The following is a 17657-nucleotide window of genomic DNA, read 5'->3' as shown; positions in this document are numbered from 1 at the left end:
AGCATAAACGGCGGTGAGCCTGCGCGCTACGCCTCCGGTACGATCTTGCCGGGATTGAAGATGTTCTGCGGATCGAGCGCCTTTTTCAGCGCCCGCATCGCATCGATCGCCTCGGGGCCGAGCTCCGCCTTGAGGTATTTCTGCTTGCCCTGGCCTATGCCGTGCTCGCCCGTGCAGGTGCCGTCCATCGCCTGCGCGCGCTCGACCAGCCGATGCATGAACTCCTCGCCGCGGGCCATCTCGTCGGCATCGTTGGTGTCGCAGACCAGCGAGCAGTGGAAATTGCCGTCGCCGACATGGCCCACGATCGGCGACAACAGGTTGAGCCGCTTGAGATCTTCCTCGGTCTCGCCGACACATTCGGCAAGCCGCGAGATCGGTACGCAGACGTCGGTCGCGACCACGCCGATGCTATCGCCGGGCCGCAGCGCCTTCACCGACCAGTAGGCGTCGTGCCGCGCCTGCCACAGTTTTGTGCGATCCTCCGGCTTGGTGGTCCAGGAGAAATCGCCGCCGCCGCAGTCCTTTGCGATCTCGCCGAAGGCCTTGGACTGTTCGCCGACCTCGATCTCGCTGCCGTGGAATTCCATCAGCAGCAGCGGCGTTTCCGGCAGCGTCAGCTTCGAATAGGCGTTGCAGGCCCGTACCTGCGCGGCGTTGAGCAGCTCGATGCGCGCCACGGGGATGCCGGTCTGGATCGCCAGGATCACGGCCTGACACGCCCCGTGCACGGTCTCGAACGACACCGCGCCGGCCGCGATGGTATCGGGGATGCCGCGCAGACGGATGGTCAATTCCGAGATGATGCCGAGCGTGCCCTCGGCGCCGACGAACAGATGCGTCAGGTCATAGCCGGCGGATGATTTCTTCGCGCGCGTGCCGGTCGTGATGATCTCGCCGTCGCCGCGGACCACTTTCAGCGCCAGCACACTATCGCGCATGGTGCCGTAGCGCACCGCGTTGGTGCCGGAGGCGCGGGTCGAGGCCATGCCGCCGAGAGAGGCGTCCGCGCCGGGGTCGATCGGGAAGAACAGGCCTTGATCGCGCAGATGCTCGTTCAGCGCCTTGCGGGTGACCCCGGGCTGGATCACGCAGTCGAGGTCCTCGGCATGCACCGCGAGCACCTTGTTCATGTCGCGCAGGTCGATGCAGATTCCGCCGGCGGGTGCGTTGACCTGGCCCTCGAGCGAGGTGCCGGTGCCGAAGGCGATGACGGGCACGCCGTTTTTCGCGCAGATCCGCACCACGTCCTGGATGTCGGCGGTCTCCTGCGCCATCACCACGCCGTCCGGCGGCTGGTTCACGATCCATGTGGTGGTATGGCCGTGCTGCTCGCGGACGGCCTGCGAGGTGATGAGGCGGTTGCCGAACCGCGCGGCAAGCTGCTCCAGCGCGCTCGCAAGGGCTTTCGGCGCCGGCCGCGGCGGATTATTGGTGATGGTCGTACCCACGGACGTTCCTCCCGACGAGACGAACCGTGGCAAAGGACATCTCACCGGTCAAGTCAAGCGACCGGACGCATAGCTGGGGAAGGACACATGCCGGAGACTGCTGCGACAACGATCGAGGGCGCGCCGTTCCGCGCCTCGATCATGCAGATCGAGCCGCAATGGATCGACTACAACGGCCACCTCAACATGGCCTATTACAACGTGATGTTCGACCGCGCGATCGATCAGATGTGGCTGACGCTCGGGATCGGGCCGGGCTACATGAAGGAGCGCGGCGGCTCGACCTTCACTGCCGAGTGCCACGTGCGCTACTTGCGCGAAATCCACTTGGGCGATCCCGTGCAGGTCTCGGTCTGGCTGCTGGAGGCCGACGAAAAGCGGCTGCACACGTTCCAGGAGTTGGGGCACGCCGCCGAAGGCTGGCTGTCGGCCACTTCGGAGAACATGTCGCTTCACATCGACATGGGCTCACGAAAGGTGGCGGCGTTTCCGCCAGACATAAGCGAGCGCATCGCAGCGGTGGTCAAGACCCACAGCGCGGTGCCACGGCCCGAGGGCATCGGCCGCAACGTGGCGATGCCCTCGAAGCGGTAAGCGCGCTAGACCCTGGTGCGGCCGCGGGCCAGACCGACAACGGCCGAGACCAGGAACAACACGACCGCGATGAAGAAGATGATCTTGGCGATTTCGATCGACGCGCCGGCGAGGCCGCCAAAGCCCAGGATACCGGCGATCAGGGCGATAACCAGAAACGTCACTACCCAGCTAAGCATGATCCGAACCTCTGTTTCGATGTCTGTCTGCGATCGGCGCGCCTGACGCGCCTCACTTGCAGAACCAATCGCCAACTCGGAACAATGGTTCCGCGCCGCTAGGGCCGGAAATTCGCCTGACCCGCAGGAACAAATTGGTTTTCCGCGCACGTGGAAAACCTCCGCCCGCGGCCCCATATAGGGACCAATCCCTGTTAAGAAGGCTCCCCTTTCACCACCCCGCGGTGCCAACGTGGGGGCAAATGATTCGCATGACCGAGCCGAGCAAGATCACGTCCCAGAGCGTCCCCGACCACCAGCCCGCAGCCGGCGGCATCGCAGCGCGTGCGCGGGCCTCGGTGGGCCCGCAATACCTGTCCGGGCTCAATCCGGAGCAGCGCGAGGCTGTGGAAACGTTGGACGGCCCGGTTCTGGTGCTGGCCGGCGCCGGCACCGGCAAGACCCGCGTGCTGACCACGCGCATCGCCCATATCCTGAGCCAGGGCCGCGCCCGCCCATCCGAAATCCTGTCGGTGACCTTCACCAACAAGGCCGCGCGCGAGATGAAGCACCGGCTGGGTCAGATGCTCGGTCATGCGGTGGAAGGGATGCCGTGGCTCGGCACTTTCCACTCCATCGGCGGGCGCATCCTGCGGACCCACGCCGAGCTGGCGCAGCTCAAGTCGAACTTCACCGTGCTCGACGTCGACGATCAGGTCCGACTGCTCAAGCAGCTTCTGCAAGCCGACAATATCGACGACAAGCGCTGGCCCGCGCGCATGCTCGCCGGCCTCATCGACGGCTGGAAGAATCGCGGCCTGACGCCGTCGCAGGTGCCGTCGGGCGAAGCCGCCGTGTTCGCCAACGGCAAGGGCGGCAAGCTCTATGCGAGCTACCAGGAGCGGCTGAAGATCCTGAACGCCGCCGATTTCGGCGATCTGCTGCTCGAGGACATCCGCATCTTCCGCGAGCATCCGGATATCCTGCGGCAGTACCAGCAGCGCTTCAAATTCATCCTGGTCGATGAGTATCAAGACACCAACGTCGCGCAGTATCTGTGGCTGCGGCTGCTGTCGCAGGCGCCGTCGGCCAATCCGTCATTGCCGGGCTTGCCCCGGCAAGCCATCGATTCTTCGCCGAGCGATGGCGCGGAGGCGCCGCCTCCGGCGCAAGAAAAAACACACGTCAAGAACATCTGCTGCGTCGGCGACGACGACCAGTCGATCTATGGCTGGCGCGGCGCGGAGGTCGACAACATCCTGCGCTTCGACCATGATTTTCCCGGCGCCAAGGTCATCCGCCTCGAGCGCAACTACCGCTCGACCGGCCACATCCTCGCCGCCGCCTCGCACCTGATCGCCCACAACGAGGGCCGGCTCGGTAAGACGCTGCGCACCGAAGACCATGACGGCGAGAAGGTCACGGTGACAGGCTCGTGGGATTCGGAAGAGGAAGCCCGCGGCATCGGCGAGGAGATCGAGCAGATCCAGCGCCAGGGCGACAAGCTCAACGAGATCGCGATTCTCGTTCGCGCCTCCTACCAGATGCGCGAGTTCGAAGACCGCTTCGTCACGCTCGGCCTGCCCTATCGCGTCATCGGCGGCCCGCGCTTCTACGAGCGCGCCGAAATCCGCGACGCGCTGGCCTATCTGCGCGTCATCAATTCACCGGCCGATGATCTCGCCTTCGAGCGCATCGTCAACACGCCCAAGCGCGGCCTGGGCGATGCCACCGTGCAGATGCTGCACGACCACGCCCGCAAGCGCCGCATTCCGCTGTTCGAGGCGGCGCGCGCGGTGGTCGAGACCGACGAGCTGAAGCCGAAGGCGCGCGGCTCGTTACGCGACGTCGTCGCGCAGTTCGACCGCTGGCGCGCCCAGCGCGAGGTCACTTCGCACACCGAGCTCGCCGAGATTGTGCTCGACGAGAGCGGCTACACCGAGATGTGGCAGAAGGACCGTTCGGCGGACGCCGCGGGCCGGCTCGAAAACCTCAAGGAGCTGGTGCGCTCGATGGAGGAGTTCGAGAATCTACAAGGCTTCCTCGAGCACATCTCGCTGGTGATGGACCGCGACAGCGGCGCCGATGAGGACGCGGTGTCGCTGATGACGCTGCATTCGGCCAAGGGGCTGGAATTCGACAACGTATTCCTGCCCGGCTGGGAGGAAGGCCTGTTTCCGAGCCAGCGCACGCTGGACGAACAGGGCCGCGCCGGCCTCGAGGAAGAGCGCCGGCTCGGCCATGTCGGCCTGACCCGGGCCCGCCGCCGCGCCAAAATCTACTTTGCGACCAACCGCCGGATCCACGGCACCTGGTCGACCACGATCCCGTCGCGCTTCCTCGACGAATTGCCGGCCGCCAATGTCGAGATCACGGAATCCAAGGGCGGCTCGGCCTGGGGCGGCACCGGCGGCTACGGCGCCTCCCGCTTCGACGACATGGAAGCGTTCGGCTCCACCTATTCGACCCCCGGCTGGCAGCGCGCCCAGGCCAATCGCAATCGTGGCGGCGGCGGGGGCGGCAATGGCGGCCGCGGCAGCTTCGAGGAACAAGCCTCGTCGTTTTCGTCCCAGTCGTCCTCGCCCGATTTCGGCAGCTTCTCCTCGCGTCGCCGCGGGCCGCTGACGATCGAGGGCGAGCTGGTGGCCAAATCCACCGGCACGACCTCGGAATTCTCCCTCTCCGACCGCGTCTTCCACCAGAAATTCGGCTATGGCCGCGTCACCAAGATCGACGGCAACAAGCTCACCATCGCCTTCGACAAGGCGGGGGAAAAGAAGGTCGTGGACAGTTTTGTGCAGCGGGCGTGAGGCCTGCATGCCGCACTACATCGCCATCATCGAGGACGCCGGCCCGGACGAAGCCGTCGGCGTGTGGTTTCCCGACCTGCCCGGCTGCATTTCCGGCGGCGACGACGTCGATGAGGCCCTGGAGAATGCGCCCGAGGCACTCGCGTTCTATGCACAGGAACTGATCGCGGACGGCCGCCAGCTTCCCCCGCCGCGGACATTGGACGAGCTCAAGGCCGACCCTGATGTGGCCGACGAGCTCGGGAAGCACACGGTCGCCCTGATCGAATGGCCACCCCTCACTGAGGCCACGGAGTGAGGACTGTTCGCCGCACTGGTCGGACTCTCGACACTTCTCGCCCGAACGCCCCTTGACCACCGCGAACTTCCCCGTATCAGATGCGGCCATGGTCCGGGGCTCCATCACACTGATCTTGCTGGCATTGGGTATGCCGTCGCTTGCGGCGGCGGAGACCATGAGCTTTGGCGATGCGATCGGGATGCTTGCGAAAAGTTGCGGTGCGGAAATCGTTGCCAATTGCCGCGGCGTCAACCCGGATTCGACCCGCCTGAAGGAGTGCCTCTCGCGCAACCGCGACGTGCTCTCGCAGCAGTGCCAGAGCGATTATCTCGGCGCCTTCGACGCGATCCAGAAGCGCGTCGCAGCCCGTGTCACCGTGGCGAACGTCTGCCAGCGCGAGATCGTCAAGGTCTGCGGCGGCTCGACCAAGGAGACCAGCAAGGCGGTCCCCTGCCTGGTCTCGACGCCCAAGGGCATCAGCAACAATTGCCTGAAGGCCGTCGACGACGCGGGGTATCGGTGATGCCAACGACCAGGCTTACCACCGCCGGAATATGCATCGCGCTCGGCCTCGCTTTGCTCGCGGGCACAGCCGAAGCGCAGACGGCGCCGCCGACCCGCGACGACATCGTCGGCAAGCTCAACCATTTCGAACAAGCCGCCGAGATCGATCTTCCCGCGCTGAAGCTGCAGGTGATGGAGCGGGCCAAGGCCAGGATCAAGAACGATCCCGGTCCGGTGAACCGGCCGCTGATCGCGCCCGATCTGGTCAATTTGCCGACCTTCACCGCGCAGATCCAGTTCGACGCCGACACGCCGATCATCCAGCCGGCGTCCTACCAGACCGTCGGGCGCCTCGCCGACGCGCTGGTCCATGCCTCGCTGCTGCCCTACACGTTCCTGATCGTCGGCCATGTCGAATCCAACGCGAAGACGCGCGAGGCCAACGCGATCCTGAGCCAGCGCCGCGCCGACGCGATTCGCGACGTGCTGGTGAACACGTTCAAGATCTCGACCAAGCGGCTGCATCCGATCGGCCTCGGCGAGGAGCAGTTTCTCGACCGGGCCAGGCCGACCGCGGCCGCCAACGCCCAGTTGCAAATCCTGACCTACGCCAAGGTACCGGAGGAAGCGCCTGCGCATCCGGCTGCGACACCTGCGCCTGCGGCGAAAAAGCCCGCCAAGAAACACTGAGCGGACGCGCCACGGCGGCTGACGGAACCCTTTGAAGTCCTGATCGTTTTGTGACCTGTCTCACAGCGCAGCAGCGCGGCTTCGCGCGACAATCGCGCCGGTTTGTGCACCGCCCTATCAGGTGCTATAGGCTTTTTTCGTCCTCCCCGACCCCATGCTGCACGAGACCGAGATGGCCAGTTCTTTTCGACACCAGCTGGCCGACTACGTCGAATATCATCGCGATCCCTGGAACTGCGCGATGCACGTGGTCGGCATCCTCCTGCTCTTCACCGGCGCCGTGCTGCCGCTGACGCTGGTGCATTTCCCGGTGTTCGGGATCGAGGTCAGTCTGGCCGTGATTCTGGCCCTGCCGGTGCTGGTCTACTGGCTGATGCTGGACGCCGGGATCGGGCTCGGCATCCTCGCCGCGATGATCGTGCTGCTTTCGGTCGCAACCGCGATCGGCAATCAGGTCTCGATCGTCATGATGTGGTCGATTTTTGCGGTGCTGATCGGGCTCGGCGTCGCGTCGCAAATCGTCGGCCACAAGGTTTTCGAGGAGCGACAGCCGTCGATGGTCGACCACCCCACGCATTTTCTGCTTGGACCGATGTTTGTCATGGCAAAATTATTCATTGCATTGGGCTTCCGTCGCGACCTTGCCGCGATTCTGGCGCCTGTTCCGACCAATTCCCTTTCAACCCGATAGTTCTAGACGCGAAACAGCAAACCTTCTGCATGGCTCTCGTACTGGTTACCGGTGGCAGCGGCTTCATCGGACATCATCTCGTAGAAGCGCTCCGCGCCCGTGGGCAGCGGGTGCGTGTCCTCGATGTTCGTGCGCCGGCCACGCCGTATGCCGACGTCGAATATGCCCGTGGCTCGGTGCTGGACGGCGCCGCGGTCGATGCCGCAATTGCGGGTGTCGATCAGGTCTATCACCTCGCCGGCCTGCCCGGCATGTGGGTCGCCGACAAGCAGGCCTTTCACGACGTCAATTGTCGCGGCACCGAGATCGTGCTCGCGGCCGCGATGAAGCGCGGCGTCTCGCGCTTCCTGCACTGCTCGACGGAATCGATCCTGTTCCCCTATTCCGACCTCAACGGTGTTCCCGCCGAAGAGGCGCTGCAGCCGGCCGATGCGATGCCGGGCGCCTACACCCGGTCGAAATCGCTGGCCGAGCATTGCGCCGCGAAGGCCGCAGCTGAAGGTTTTCCGCTGGTGATCGGCACCCCGACCATGCCGATCGGTGCCGCCGACCATAATCTGACGCCGCCGACCGCGATGCTGTGGTACTTCCTGCAGAAGAAAGTGCAGCCGCATCTCGACTTCCCGGTCAATCTCGTCGACGTCCGCGACGTCGCCATGGGCCTCGTGCTGACCATGGAACGCGGACGTAACGGCCAGCGCTACATCCTCGGCGGCGACTGCGTCAGGCTCGGCCAGATTCTGCGGATGATGTCCGCGATGAGCGGCCGCCGCCAATTCCCGGTCGTCGTTCCCGGCAAGATGGCCGAACTGTCGGGCATCATGCTCGAATATCTCTCCGATCGTATCACGCGCCGGCCGCCCAACGGCACCGCCGAGGGCGTGCGCATCGCGCTCGCCGCGAGCGACCTCTCGATCGACAAGGCGCGCACCGAACTCGGCTACGCGCCGCGCCCGATCGAGCCGGTCCTGCGCGAAACCATCACCCATCTTCTCGCCCGCGGCGGCGCGCTTGCCTCCGGCGCCATCGAGCATCACGCGCTCTCCTCGCGCGCCAGCTGAGCTGCCGCCCAACCCAAAGAACCTTTCCGCATGTCCTTCGATTTCAGCAAGCTTCTCTCTGTCGCCTGGGGTGGTTGGACCACGACCTGGCCGACGCAACTGCTCGCCCTGATCTGGCTCGCCTGGCTCGCAAGCTGGGTCGGCGCCTCGTTCTGGCAAGGCCGTACCCAGAAGCAGGTGATGACGCTGGAGTCCGGCCGCTATCGCATTCCGATCCTGGTCGGCGGCATCCTGTTCACGCCCTGGACCGCCGAGGTGCTCGGCGAGAAGCCGCTCTGGGTGTTCAGCAATAATGCTGTCTACGTCGTGGCGCTGATCGTGCTGGCCGGCATCTCCTTCACCTGGTGGGGACGGCTGCATCTTGGACAGTTCTGGTCCAACACCATCACTCACAAGCAAGACCACCGCGTCATCGACACCGGCCCGTACGGCATCGTGCGCCATCCGATCTACACCGGGCTGATCCTCGGCATGCTGGTGACCGGCATCGCGGTCGGCACCGTAACTGCGATGCTCGGCGCCATCCTGATCTCGCTCGGCATGTGGCAGAAGGGCCGGATGGAAGAGGTGTTCCTGTCCAAGGAGCTCGGCGAAGACGCCTACGGCGCCTATTGCCGCCGCGTCCCGATGATCATCCCGTTCCTGTCGCCGCGCTGAGGCGAGTATCGCTTCAACGCTGTCATCACAAGCGTAGCGCGGCTGCACCTCCGGAGTCGTCCTGGCGAAAGCCAGGACCCATTACCCCAGGGAGCGGTTTGGCGGGGATTGCCGGAACTGAGGCCGCACACAGTCGATGGATTACGCTTATGGGTCCTGGCTTTCGCCAGGACGACGCTGAGGAAGCTGTGTGCGCAACACACCTGCTGTCAGGAACCCCTGCTGCCTGCGGCCGTTAGCCCCTTGACACCTGCAGTGACCGCAGAGCATCGAGCCATGTCCGACGCCTACGATTATTTTCGCGAGCACGCGATCGCCGCCGTCCGCAAGGCGCGGGCGCTGCCGCCCGGGCGGCCGAAGCAGAAGCAGCGCACGGTGGCGCGCGTTTATCATCTCCTCTCCAAGGAGGCGGCGCTCGCGCCGAACATCCATCATCTGGATGGTTTTCGCGCGGCGCGGCAGATCGGCCGCTGATCTCCGGGCCCATCCTGTCGGCATTCGTCCCATGCAAATTCGAGCGGCTGCCATTCCACGGGAATAGAGCCCCGCGGCGCTCCACACAGGTTGACGTCTGCCCCGTCAGCCCGTTGGATGCGCGCGCAAACAGGGGCCTCTCATGACTTTTTCCAGCATCTTTGCGCAGTTCGTTGCGCTTCTCGGCGGCATCGCGCTGCAATGGCGAAAGGTGTCGGGCACCGTGCCTGCGCCGGCCTGGGGCCAGTCGCCCGCCATTCCCGAAGCAAAGCCGCAAGGCGCCATCCCGACACTGAAGATGCCGACGGCGCGGGGCTGGAGCGAGGGACAGAAGCCGACGGTCGCACCCGGGCTCAAGGTCAATGCGTTCGCGACCGGTCTCGACCATCCGCGCTGGATCGAGGTGCTGCCCAATGGCGACGTGCTGATCGCGGAGGCGACGCAGATCGCGGGGGCGCCGCGGTCCGTGTTTCACTACGCAATGCAGGCCACGATGCGACGCGCCGCCGCGCTCGGCGTCAGCGCCAACCGCATCACGCTGCTGCGCGACAAGGACGGCGACGGCGTCGCGGAGTATCGCGGCGCGTTCATGGAAAATCTCAGCCAGCCGTTCGGCATGGCGCTGGTCGGCGACACCTTCTATGTCGGCAACACCGACGGCGTGATGGCCTTCCCGTACGTGGCGAATGCCGATCGCATCACCGCGCCGGGCAAGCGCCTCACCACTTTCAAGCCAAGCGGCCACTGGACCCGCAGCCTGCTCGCGAGCCCCGACGGCAAAAAACTCTATGCCGGCGTCGGCTCGCTCAGCAACATCGCCGAGATGGGCATGGAGGTCGAGGAAGGCCGCGCCGCGGTCTACGAGCTCGACCTCGTCGCCGGCACGCACCGCATCTTCGGCGCAGGCCTGCGCAACCCCGTTGGTCTCGCCTGGGAACCAACGACCGGTGTGCTCTGGACCGTCGTCAACGAGCGCGACGGCCTCGGCGACGAAACGCCGCCGGACTATCTGACCTCGGTGCACGATGGCGGCTTCTACGGCTGGCCTTATTGCTACTGGGGCAAGACGGTGGACGATCGCGTGCCGCAGGATCCGGCGATGGTCGCCAAGGCGCTCACGCCGGACTACGCGCTCGGCGGCCATACCGCTTCGCTCGGCCTGTGCTGGATGCCGGCGGGCACGCTGCCCGGCTTCCCGAACGGCATGGCGATCGGCCAGCACGGTTCGTGGAATCGCAGCAAGCTGTCAGGCTACAAATTGGTCTTCATCCCGTTCGAGAACGGCAAGCCTTCGGGTCCCGCACGCGACATCCTGTCCGGCTTCCTCGCGCCCGACGAGAAAGAATCCTACGGCCGCCCGGTCGGCGTCGTGATCGGTCCCGACAAGAAGTCGCTGCTGATGGCCGACGACGTCGGCAACGTGATCTGGCGCGTGACGGGCGCTTGAAGGGTTATGTTCCAACACTGAGCGTGGCGCGCTGCTTGCGGAGCAGCGCGATCACTGACAGCGCCGTGATCAACCCGGTCTTGGGATTCTCGGACGGGACGTTCTCGATTGACATCGAGAAGCGCGCGGAATCCGCCTCGACCTCGATGCGGTGAACGTTGCGGGTCACGGTGGGGTCGGCCCAGATCTGCACCTGGGTGCGATCCGGCCCGACGCCCGCGAGCGACAGCGCGACCGCGACGTTGAGATTGGCCGGAAAGCCTTTCGCGGCCTCGCGCGCGGTGCCCTCGAACAGCTTCAGCGGCTCGCGCAGATTGTCGATATCGATGTTGTTCTGGACGATGAACGGCGCGCCCTTCAAGCCGTCGATCGGCTTGCGCGTGACCATCTTCACCGAATGAATGGTGCCGATCGCAGCCGCGTTGACGGCGTCGAGCCCGATCAGCGCGCCGGTCGGCACCAGGATGCGGCCGCCATTGGCGCGGGCGAGATCGACAAGATCGAAATTGTCGAGCAGCCCGCCGACGCTGACCACGACCGCGGCCCTGCCGCGTTTCACTGCGGGCTCGACGATCGCACGCAGTTGGCTGCTCGGCGCGCATTCGACGACGATGTCGGCGGCGTCGCCGAGCTGGTCGAGCGGCAATACGGATGGCGGACGACGCAGGCCGCCGAGCAATTTCTGATGCTTTGTGGGCTCGCGCACCGCCACGGCGGAGAGCGTCAATCCCTCGATGCCCTGATCGAGCGCGGTCGCGATCTTGGTGCCGATCGAGCCGAGCCCTGCAATGGCAACCCGCAATTCGTTCGAAGCTTGCCGTTCAGTCATCGCATTACCCCTCTCGCACAGCCGATGTCATAGCGCCTCAGGCGTCGCGCGCATAGCTGCGCAGACGCGTCTCGAGCACGGACAGCATCGCGTCGCGGGTCGGGTCACGCGAGCCGCGCAGCCATGCGGCAGCGAGCGGCAGCCGGCCGACGGGTCCGATCTGCTTTGGCCGCAGCGGCACGAAGCGCACGCCTGACACCGCCATCCGCGTGCTCCAGCGTGGCACGATCGCGACCCCGAGCCGGGTTGCGACGAGATTGATGATGGTCTGCTTCTCGTCGGCGACCTGCACGATGCGTGGCGTGAGGCCTGCCTGCTCGAACAGTCTTATCGTGAGGTCGTGGCTGTGCGGCCGCGAGCGGCGGTCCGGCACCAGCATCGCTTCGTCGGCGATCTCCACCAGCGTGATCGACTTGCGTTTGGCCAGCGCGTGGCGCTGCGGAAAGGCCACGATGGCTGTCTCCTGCAGCAGATCGCGGAATTCGAGCCGCTTGTCCCGCTGAGCCGGCGGACGCACGAAGGCGAGATCGAGCGCGCCGGTCAGGATCTTCGGCAGCAGCCGGACGGTCTTCTCCTCCAGAAGCTGCACCCCGACCTCCGGGTGCTTTGCGCGGAAGTCGCGGAGCAATGCCGGTAACAGCCCCGCCGCGGCACTGTCGATCGCGCCGACCCGGAGTTTTCGAGCAGCCCCCGCGCGCGAGCGATTGCGCAGATTGCTCTCGACCGCCTCGACGCGGGCAAGGATGGCACGGGCATCGCGCAGCAGCGTCGCGCCATCTTCCGTCAGCGACACCGCCCGCGTCGTCCGCGCGAACAGCCGCGTATCCAGATCATGCTCCAGCAGCTTGATCTGGCGGCCCAGTGCGGAGGGCAGCATCTGGAGATGCTGTGCCGCGCGGCCGAAATGCAACTGCTCGGCCGCGGCCACGAAGCATCGCAACTGATGCAATTCCATTCGCAGTCCTCTTGGCCTTCCCGGCGAGGATTATATCATTTTTTTGTATAAACCAGCGCCAATTGAGTCCCCCAGCCACTCCCGCCTAGCTTGGCTCCGAAGTGGACCTTCAGGGTCCGCCGTCACAACGGAATCAGGGAGGTGAGATGGCGACCGAGATTCAGACGCGCGTGCTGCGCAAGATCACATGGCGCATCGTTCCCTTCATCATGCTGCTCTACTTCGTGGCCTTCATCGACCGCGTCAATATCGGCTTCGCCTCGCTGACGATGAACAAGGACATCGGCCTGTCGCCGACCGTCTACGGCTTCGGCGCCGGCATCTTCTTCTGGGGCTACTTCCTGTTCGAGGTACCCTCCAACATCATCCTGCACAAGGTCGGCGCACGGATCTGGATCGCGCGGGTGATGATCACCTGGGGCATTGTGTCGGCCGCGATGGCCTTCGTGCAGGGCCCGACCAGCTTCTACGCGCTGCGCTTCCTGCTCGGCGTCGCCGAGGCCGGGTTCTTTCCCGGTATCATCCTCTACCTCTCCTACTGGTTCCCGGCACGCCAGCGTGCGGCCGTGACTGCGCTGTTCATGGCGGCGGCGCCGCTCTCGACCGTGCTGGGATCGCCCGTTTCGAGCGCGCTGCTGGAGATGGATGGAATGCTCGGCTTCAAGGGCTGGCAATGGCTGTTCGTGCTGGAGGCGCTGCCGGCGGTGCTGCTGGGATTCGTGGTGCTGGCATTCCTCACAGACCGCCCGGAGAAAGCAAAATGGCTCGCGGATGACGAGCGGCGCTGGCTGGTCGAGACCATGAACGTAGAGACCACCAGCAAAGCTGCGACCGCGAAGCATAGCATCTGGCGAGGGCTCGCCGATCCGCGGGTGCTGGCACTGGCACTGATCTATTTCGGCACCTCGGCCGGCCTCTACACGCTCGGCGTCTGGGCGCCGCAGATCATCAAGCAGTTCGGCTTGTCCTCGCTCCAGGTCGGATTCCTCAACGCGCTGCCGGCGAGCGCCGCCGTCGTCGCCATGGTGCTGTGGGCGCGCCATTCGGATCGCACCGGCGAGCGCACCTGGCACGTCATTCTGGCCTGCCTGCTCGCGGCGGCGGGGCTCGCCTTTGCCGGACTTGCGACCGGGGTCGTGACCGTGCTGATCGCGCTGGCGCTCGTCAACATCGGCATCTCCTCGGCGAAGCCACCGCTGTGGAGCATGCCGACGTTATTCCTCTCCGGCCCCGCGGCCGCGGCGGGCATCGCCACCATCAACTCGATCGGCAACCTCGGCGGCTTCGTGGGGCCCGCCATGATCGGCTGGATCAAGGACCAGACCGGCAGCTTTGTCGGCGGGCTCTACTGCGTTGCAGGCCTGCTGGTTCTCTCCGCGGTCCTGACCCTGCTATTGTCGCGGGCGCAGACCGCCCGCGTCGAACCCGTCACGCAATCCCACTGACACCAAACGGAGCATCCTCATGCGTACCCATTCGATTGCAGCGATCCCCGCCGACGGCATCGGCCCCGAGGTCATCTCCGCCGGCGTTCGCGTGCTGGAGGCGCTGGCCAAACGCAGCGGCGACCTCGCCTTCAACATCAAGACGTTCGACTGGGGCTCGGACTATTACAAGAAGCACGGCGTCATGATGCCGGCCGACGGCCTCGACGAGTTGAAGAAGTTCGACGCGATCTATTTCGGCGCGGTCGGTGCGCCCGACGTGCCCGATCACATCACGCTGTGGGGGCTGCGGCTGCCGATCTGCCAGGGCTTTGACCAATACGCCAATGTGCGGCCGACCAAGATCTTGCCGGGCGTCGCCTCGCCGCTGCGCAATGTCGGCGTCGGCGACCTCGACTGGGTGATCGTGCGCGAGAATTCGGAGGGCGAGTATGCCGGCATGGGCGGCCGCGCCCACCGGGGTCTCCCGGAAGAGGTCGGCACCGAGGTCGCGGTGTTCACCCGCGTCGGCGTCACGCGGATCATGCGCTATGCTTTCGAGCTCGCGCGGTCGCGCCCACGCAAGTTCCTGACCGTTGTGACCAAGTCGAACGCGCAGCGCCATGGCATGGTGATGTGGGACGAGATCGCGGCCGAGGTCGCGGCCGAATTCCCTGATGTGACCTGGGACAAGATGCTGGTCGACGCCATGACGGTGCGCATGACGCTGCATCCGAAGAGCCTCGACACCATCGTCGCGACCAATTTGCACGCCGACATCCTCTCGGACCTCGCCGGCGCGCTGGCAGGAAGCCTCGGCGTCGCGCCGACCGGCAATATCGATCCGCAGCGCCGCTTCCCCTCGATGTTCGAGCCGATCCACGGCTCGGCCTTCGACATCACCGGCAAGGGCATCGCCAACCCGGTTGCGACATTCTGGACCGGCGCGCAGATGCTGGAGCATCTCGGCGAAAAAGACGCGGCGGTGCGGTTGATGGCGGCGGTGGAGAAAGTATGCGCAGCCGGCGTGCTGACACCGGATGTCGGTGGCACGGCGACGACGAAGGACGTGACTGATGCCGTGATCGAGGCGATCCAGGGATCGAACGTGTAGTCCGAACTACGTCTCTCCCTCCCCGTTCTTGCGGAGAGAGTGTAGGAGCGGGAGCCGCCAGGGATTCCAAAAAATTTTGGACCCCCTCTTGAAACCAAAACGGGCTTTTTTTATTTTTCCGCTGCCGCCGAGAGGTGGCGTTCCCGACGCCTGGTGGGTCGGGAAACTGAGACGGGCACCGGTCGTGTCCGGTGTCGTTCGTATCCATTTTGCTCCTTGGAGGATCTGGCTATGCGCACTTGCGACTTTTCTCCCTTGTGGCGTTCGACGGTTGGCTTCGACCGCCTTTTCGACCTCGTTGAAACGGCACAGCGTGCCGGCGAGGACAACTATCCCCCCTACAACATTGAACGCCTCAGCGAGGATCGCTACCAGATTTCGCTTGCGATTGCGGGATTCTCACCCAACGAAGTCACGGTGACGGCCGAGCAGAACGCGGTGACCGTCGAGGGAAACAAGCCGGACAGAACCGAACGCGAATATCTCTACCGGGGCATTTCCGCGCGGCCGTTCAAGCGGCAGTTTAACCTGGCCGATTATGTTCAGGTGCACAGCCCCTCGTTCGAGAACGGCCTGCTCAAGATCGAACTGGTCCGGGAAATCCCTGAAGCCATGAAGCCGCGGCGAATTGCCATCAATGCCGCGCCGTCCGGCAACGTGCATCAACTCGAAGGTAAAGCCGCCTGAATTCGGTCTGTCGGAGACCCGGTGATCCCGCCCGATGGTCGGGCGGGATCGGCCATGGCCTTCGACCGCGTACCCGAATGCAAGTCAGAGGTTTAGAGAAAGGAGGAGGACCTCTCATGCTCGATCATGTCGACAACATCATCGATCTGAACGCGATATTGCACCCTGGCTCTGTCTATGATCATCCCCGCGACGTCATAGCCGATCCAACGCTGTCGATCGGCGAGAAGCGCGCGATCCTTGCGTCCTGGGCGTCGGACGCAGCCAGTGTCGCCTCGAGTCCGACATTGCGGGAGCTGCCCGGCTCGGGCAAAGCCGTCACCATCGACGAAATCCTGGAAGCGCTCGCGAGCCTCGACCACCATCCGAAGGGGCCTCCGGGCGGCAAGCCGGTCCGCACGCGATCGGTCGAGCGAACCGGCCTCGCAGCCTAGGCAACGACAGCTCTACGGAGATTGCGATGAGGGTCGATGAAGAGCTGGCCTTGTTGCGCGGCCACCGCAGCAACATCAGCCGCTATCAGCGGTTGCTCAAGACCGAGCTGACCGAGTTCGAACGGCGGTTCATCGAGCGACGCGTGTCCGAGGAGCGCTCGGCGATCGAGAAGGTCGCCGTCTCCGCCTTTCCGCTCACCTTTCAGGCTCCGAACCGCGCGATGGGGAACGCAGCCACGCGCCTGACGGCGAGCAGCCACGGGTAATCGACATGCCCGAACAGCTCCCGACATTCGAGGTGTTCCTGAAGAAATGCGGTCGAAGGACATGGCGGTGGCGTGTCTGCACGACGGAAGGACGCCTGGTCATGCACGGCTGCGAAAATGGCCGACCCGCTGCCAAATACGCGGCCGAGAGGGCATTGTTTCTGATGCTTCTCGCCGCGCCTTATCGCCCGGCGGGCCGGGCTTCCGCCACGGCTCGCTCCCCCTTGGCGACACCTGCCTCAAGATGGCTGCCGCGACACAAGATGCGTGAATGACAGGTGCCGCGGGGATGGTGCCTGGCATCAGCCAAGCCCCATCTCCGCCATCTCCGCTGCTGACCGCTTACCGCCGTCCGGACGGTGGGGTCGCCATGGCGGCTGTCGGCTCCGGCGGTGTCAGGTGGCGCGGGACGATGATGGACTGGCCGGGGGTGAGGGTTGCGTTCTCCGGCAGCGAGTTGCTCTGCGCCAGCGACCACAACGGCACGCGATTGGCTGCCGCGATGCTCTCCATGGTGTCGCCGCGGCGTACCGGTAGCCGCACGCCACTGTCCCACAATTCGACAAGCGTATTCGCCGGCACCAGATAGCGCAGCGGCACGGCATCGACCTGCGTCTGGGGCGGAATGCGCGGCAACTGCGTGACCATGTCGACGATCTGACGGTGGATGTCGTCGGACTTCTCGATGTTGATGTGGCTGACCCGCGCGTTCTCCTTCAGGTCATAGCTCGCATAGTGACCGCGATAACCCGGCACCGCGACCACGTTGCCGCCGCCAAGCACACTGTCGGAGAGGTAGATGTTGATGAAGCGCTCGACATTGAGCGGCACGTCGCCGGTCGCATGCGCGGGATCGATGGTAATGACGAGGCTGATCGGGACGTTCTCCTTGGCCGCCATCTCGGAGATGACGATCGAGCAAAGCCCGCCCATCGAATGCCCGATCAGCACGATCGGCGCCGGCGTTTCCTTGTAGCTGGAGATGGCGCGGTCACCGATCCATCGGCAGATGGTGAATTCATAGACGTTGGCGGAAAAGCCGGCTTGCGTCAGCTTCTCTTCGAGCCGGTCCATGCCGGTGGAGAAGAACGGCCCCATGGCGCCACGGAACAGGTAAATTTTCGGCGGCGG

20 protein-coding genes are annotated in these 17657 nt (G+C 65.1%); 15 read left to right on the top strand and 5 right to left on the bottom strand.

Annotation, left to right across the window (positions count from 1 at the left end; all coding sequences use genetic code 11):
* Window positions 1-26: 26 nt before the first annotated feature.
* The gene (locus IVB47_RS05825) at window positions 27-1451 is read right to left on the bottom strand and encodes an FAD-linked oxidase C-terminal domain-containing protein (RefSeq protein WP_063995261.1); all 1425 of its coding nucleotides are present in this window, start codon (window positions 1449-1451) and stop codon (window positions 27-29) included.
* 87 nt (window positions 1452-1538) lie between these two features.
* On the opposite strand from IVB47_RS05825, the gene IVB47_RS05820 reads away from it, so the two are divergent.
* A complete protein-coding gene (locus tag IVB47_RS05820) occupies window positions 1539-2045 on the top strand; it encodes a thioesterase family protein (RefSeq protein ID WP_247460347.1) in 507 nt (168 codons plus the stop codon).
* A gap of 5 nt (window positions 2046-2050) precedes the next feature.
* Here the strand turns inward: IVB47_RS05820 and IVB47_RS05815 are convergent, their stop codons facing one another.
* A complete protein-coding gene (locus tag IVB47_RS05815; protein ID WP_007613448.1) occupies window positions 2051-2224 on the bottom strand; it encodes a DUF1328 domain-containing protein in 174 nt (57 codons plus the stop codon).
* Window positions 2225-2466: 242 nt separating this feature from the next.
* Between IVB47_RS05815 and IVB47_RS05810 the strand changes: the two genes are divergently transcribed.
* From IVB47_RS05810 to IVB47_RS05770, 9 genes are all read left to right on the top strand, one after another.
* Complete coding sequence (locus tag IVB47_RS05810; RefSeq protein ID WP_247358740.1) at window positions 2467-5013, top strand: UvrD-helicase domain-containing protein; 2547 nt, start codon at window positions 2467-2469, stop codon at window positions 5011-5013.
* A 7-nt stretch (window positions 5014-5020) separates the two neighbouring features.
* Entirely contained in the window at window positions 5021-5311 is a 291-nt protein-coding gene (locus tag IVB47_RS05805; protein ID WP_247401931.1) for a type II toxin-antitoxin system HicB family antitoxin, read from the top strand.
* 88 nt (window positions 5312-5399) lie between these two features.
* Window positions 5400-5816, top strand: a complete 417-nt coding sequence (locus IVB47_RS05800; RefSeq protein ID WP_247403018.1) for a hypothetical protein — start codon at window positions 5400-5402, stop codon at window positions 5814-5816.
* Window positions 5816-6487 (top strand): OmpA family protein, encoded by a 672-nt coding sequence (locus IVB47_RS05795; protein WP_247401929.1) that lies wholly within the window; start codon window positions 5816-5818, stop codon window positions 6485-6487. Before IVB47_RS05800 ends, IVB47_RS05795 begins: the two co-directional genes overlap by 1 nt.
* A 154-nt stretch (window positions 6488-6641) precedes the next feature.
* Window positions 6642-7178, top strand: a complete 537-nt coding sequence (locus IVB47_RS05790; protein WP_051462979.1) for an Mpo1-like protein — start codon at window positions 6642-6644, stop codon at window positions 7176-7178.
* 29 nt (window positions 7179-7207) lie between these two features.
* Window positions 7208-8239, top strand: a complete 1032-nt coding sequence (locus IVB47_RS05785; RefSeq protein ID WP_027570746.1) for an NAD-dependent epimerase/dehydratase family protein — start codon at window positions 7208-7210, stop codon at window positions 8237-8239.
* A 30-nt stretch (window positions 8240-8269) separates the two neighbouring features.
* Entirely contained in the window at window positions 8270-8896 is a 627-nt protein-coding gene (locus IVB47_RS05780; RefSeq protein ID WP_027570745.1) for an isoprenylcysteine carboxylmethyltransferase family protein, read from the top strand.
* Window positions 8897-9172: 276 nt separating this feature from the next.
* Entirely contained in the window at window positions 9173-9370 is a 198-nt protein-coding gene (locus IVB47_RS05775) for a hypothetical protein (protein WP_247460345.1), read from the top strand.
* 142 nt (window positions 9371-9512) lie between these two features.
* Complete coding sequence (locus tag IVB47_RS05770; protein ID WP_247460343.1) at window positions 9513-10817, top strand: sorbosone dehydrogenase family protein; 1305 nt, start codon at window positions 9513-9515, stop codon at window positions 10815-10817.
* Between the two features lie 4 nt (window positions 10818-10821).
* Here IVB47_RS05770 and IVB47_RS05765 read toward each other — a convergent pair whose 3' ends face one another.
* Both IVB47_RS05765 and IVB47_RS05760 read right to left on the bottom strand, forming a co-directional pair.
* Window positions 10822-11646: an aspartate dehydrogenase gene (locus IVB47_RS05765; protein WP_247401926.1), complete on the bottom strand. Its 825-nt coding sequence runs from the start codon at window positions 11644-11646 to the stop codon at window positions 10822-10824.
* Between the two features lie 37 nt (window positions 11647-11683).
* The gene (locus tag IVB47_RS05760) at window positions 11684-12601 is read right to left on the bottom strand and encodes a LysR substrate-binding domain-containing protein (RefSeq protein WP_027570742.1); all 918 of its coding nucleotides are present in this window, start codon (window positions 12599-12601) and stop codon (window positions 11684-11686) included.
* Between the two features lie 146 nt (window positions 12602-12747).
* On the opposite strand from IVB47_RS05760, the gene IVB47_RS05755 reads away from it, so the two are divergent.
* The 5 genes from IVB47_RS05755 to IVB47_RS05735 all read left to right on the top strand — a co-directional run bounded on the left by IVB47_RS05755 (window position 12748) and on the right by IVB47_RS05735 (window position 16526).
* On the top strand, window positions 12748-14046 hold the full coding sequence (locus IVB47_RS05755; protein ID WP_247460341.1) for an MFS transporter: 1299 nt from the start codon (window positions 12748-12750) through the stop codon (window positions 14044-14046).
* A gap of 19 nt (window positions 14047-14065) precedes the next feature.
* Window positions 14066-15139 carry a tartrate dehydrogenase gene (locus tag IVB47_RS05750; protein WP_027570740.1) on the top strand — a complete coding sequence of 358 codons (1074 nt, stop codon included), beginning with the start codon at window positions 14066-14068 and terminating at the stop codon, window positions 15137-15139.
* A 231-nt stretch (window positions 15140-15370) separates the two neighbouring features.
* Window positions 15371-15826, top strand: coding sequence for an Hsp20 family protein (locus tag IVB47_RS05745; RefSeq protein ID WP_247460339.1), 456 nt, complete (start codon window positions 15371-15373; stop codon window positions 15824-15826).
* Between the two features lie 116 nt (window positions 15827-15942).
* On the top strand, window positions 15943-16260 hold the full coding sequence (locus IVB47_RS05740) for a hypothetical protein (RefSeq protein WP_027570738.1): 318 nt from the start codon (window positions 15943-15945) through the stop codon (window positions 16258-16260).
* A gap of 26 nt (window positions 16261-16286) precedes the next feature.
* On the top strand, window positions 16287-16526 hold the full coding sequence (locus tag IVB47_RS05735; protein ID WP_247288030.1) for a hypothetical protein: 240 nt from the start codon (window positions 16287-16289) through the stop codon (window positions 16524-16526).
* A gap of 342 nt (window positions 16527-16868) precedes the next feature.
* On the opposite strand, the gene IVB47_RS05730 is transcribed toward IVB47_RS05735, so the two are convergent.
* Window positions 16869-17657: LysM peptidoglycan-binding domain-containing protein (locus IVB47_RS05730; protein ID WP_247460337.1), on the bottom strand; the 789-nt coding region annotated here is incomplete at its 5' end.

Source organism: Bradyrhizobium sp. 62 (assembly GCF_023073035.1).
Taxonomy (GTDB): Bacteria; Pseudomonadota; Alphaproteobacteria; order Rhizobiales; family Xanthobacteraceae; genus Bradyrhizobium.
Note: the sequence above shows the minus strand (reverse complement) of the source record. Positions and strands in the feature narration are given on the sequence as shown.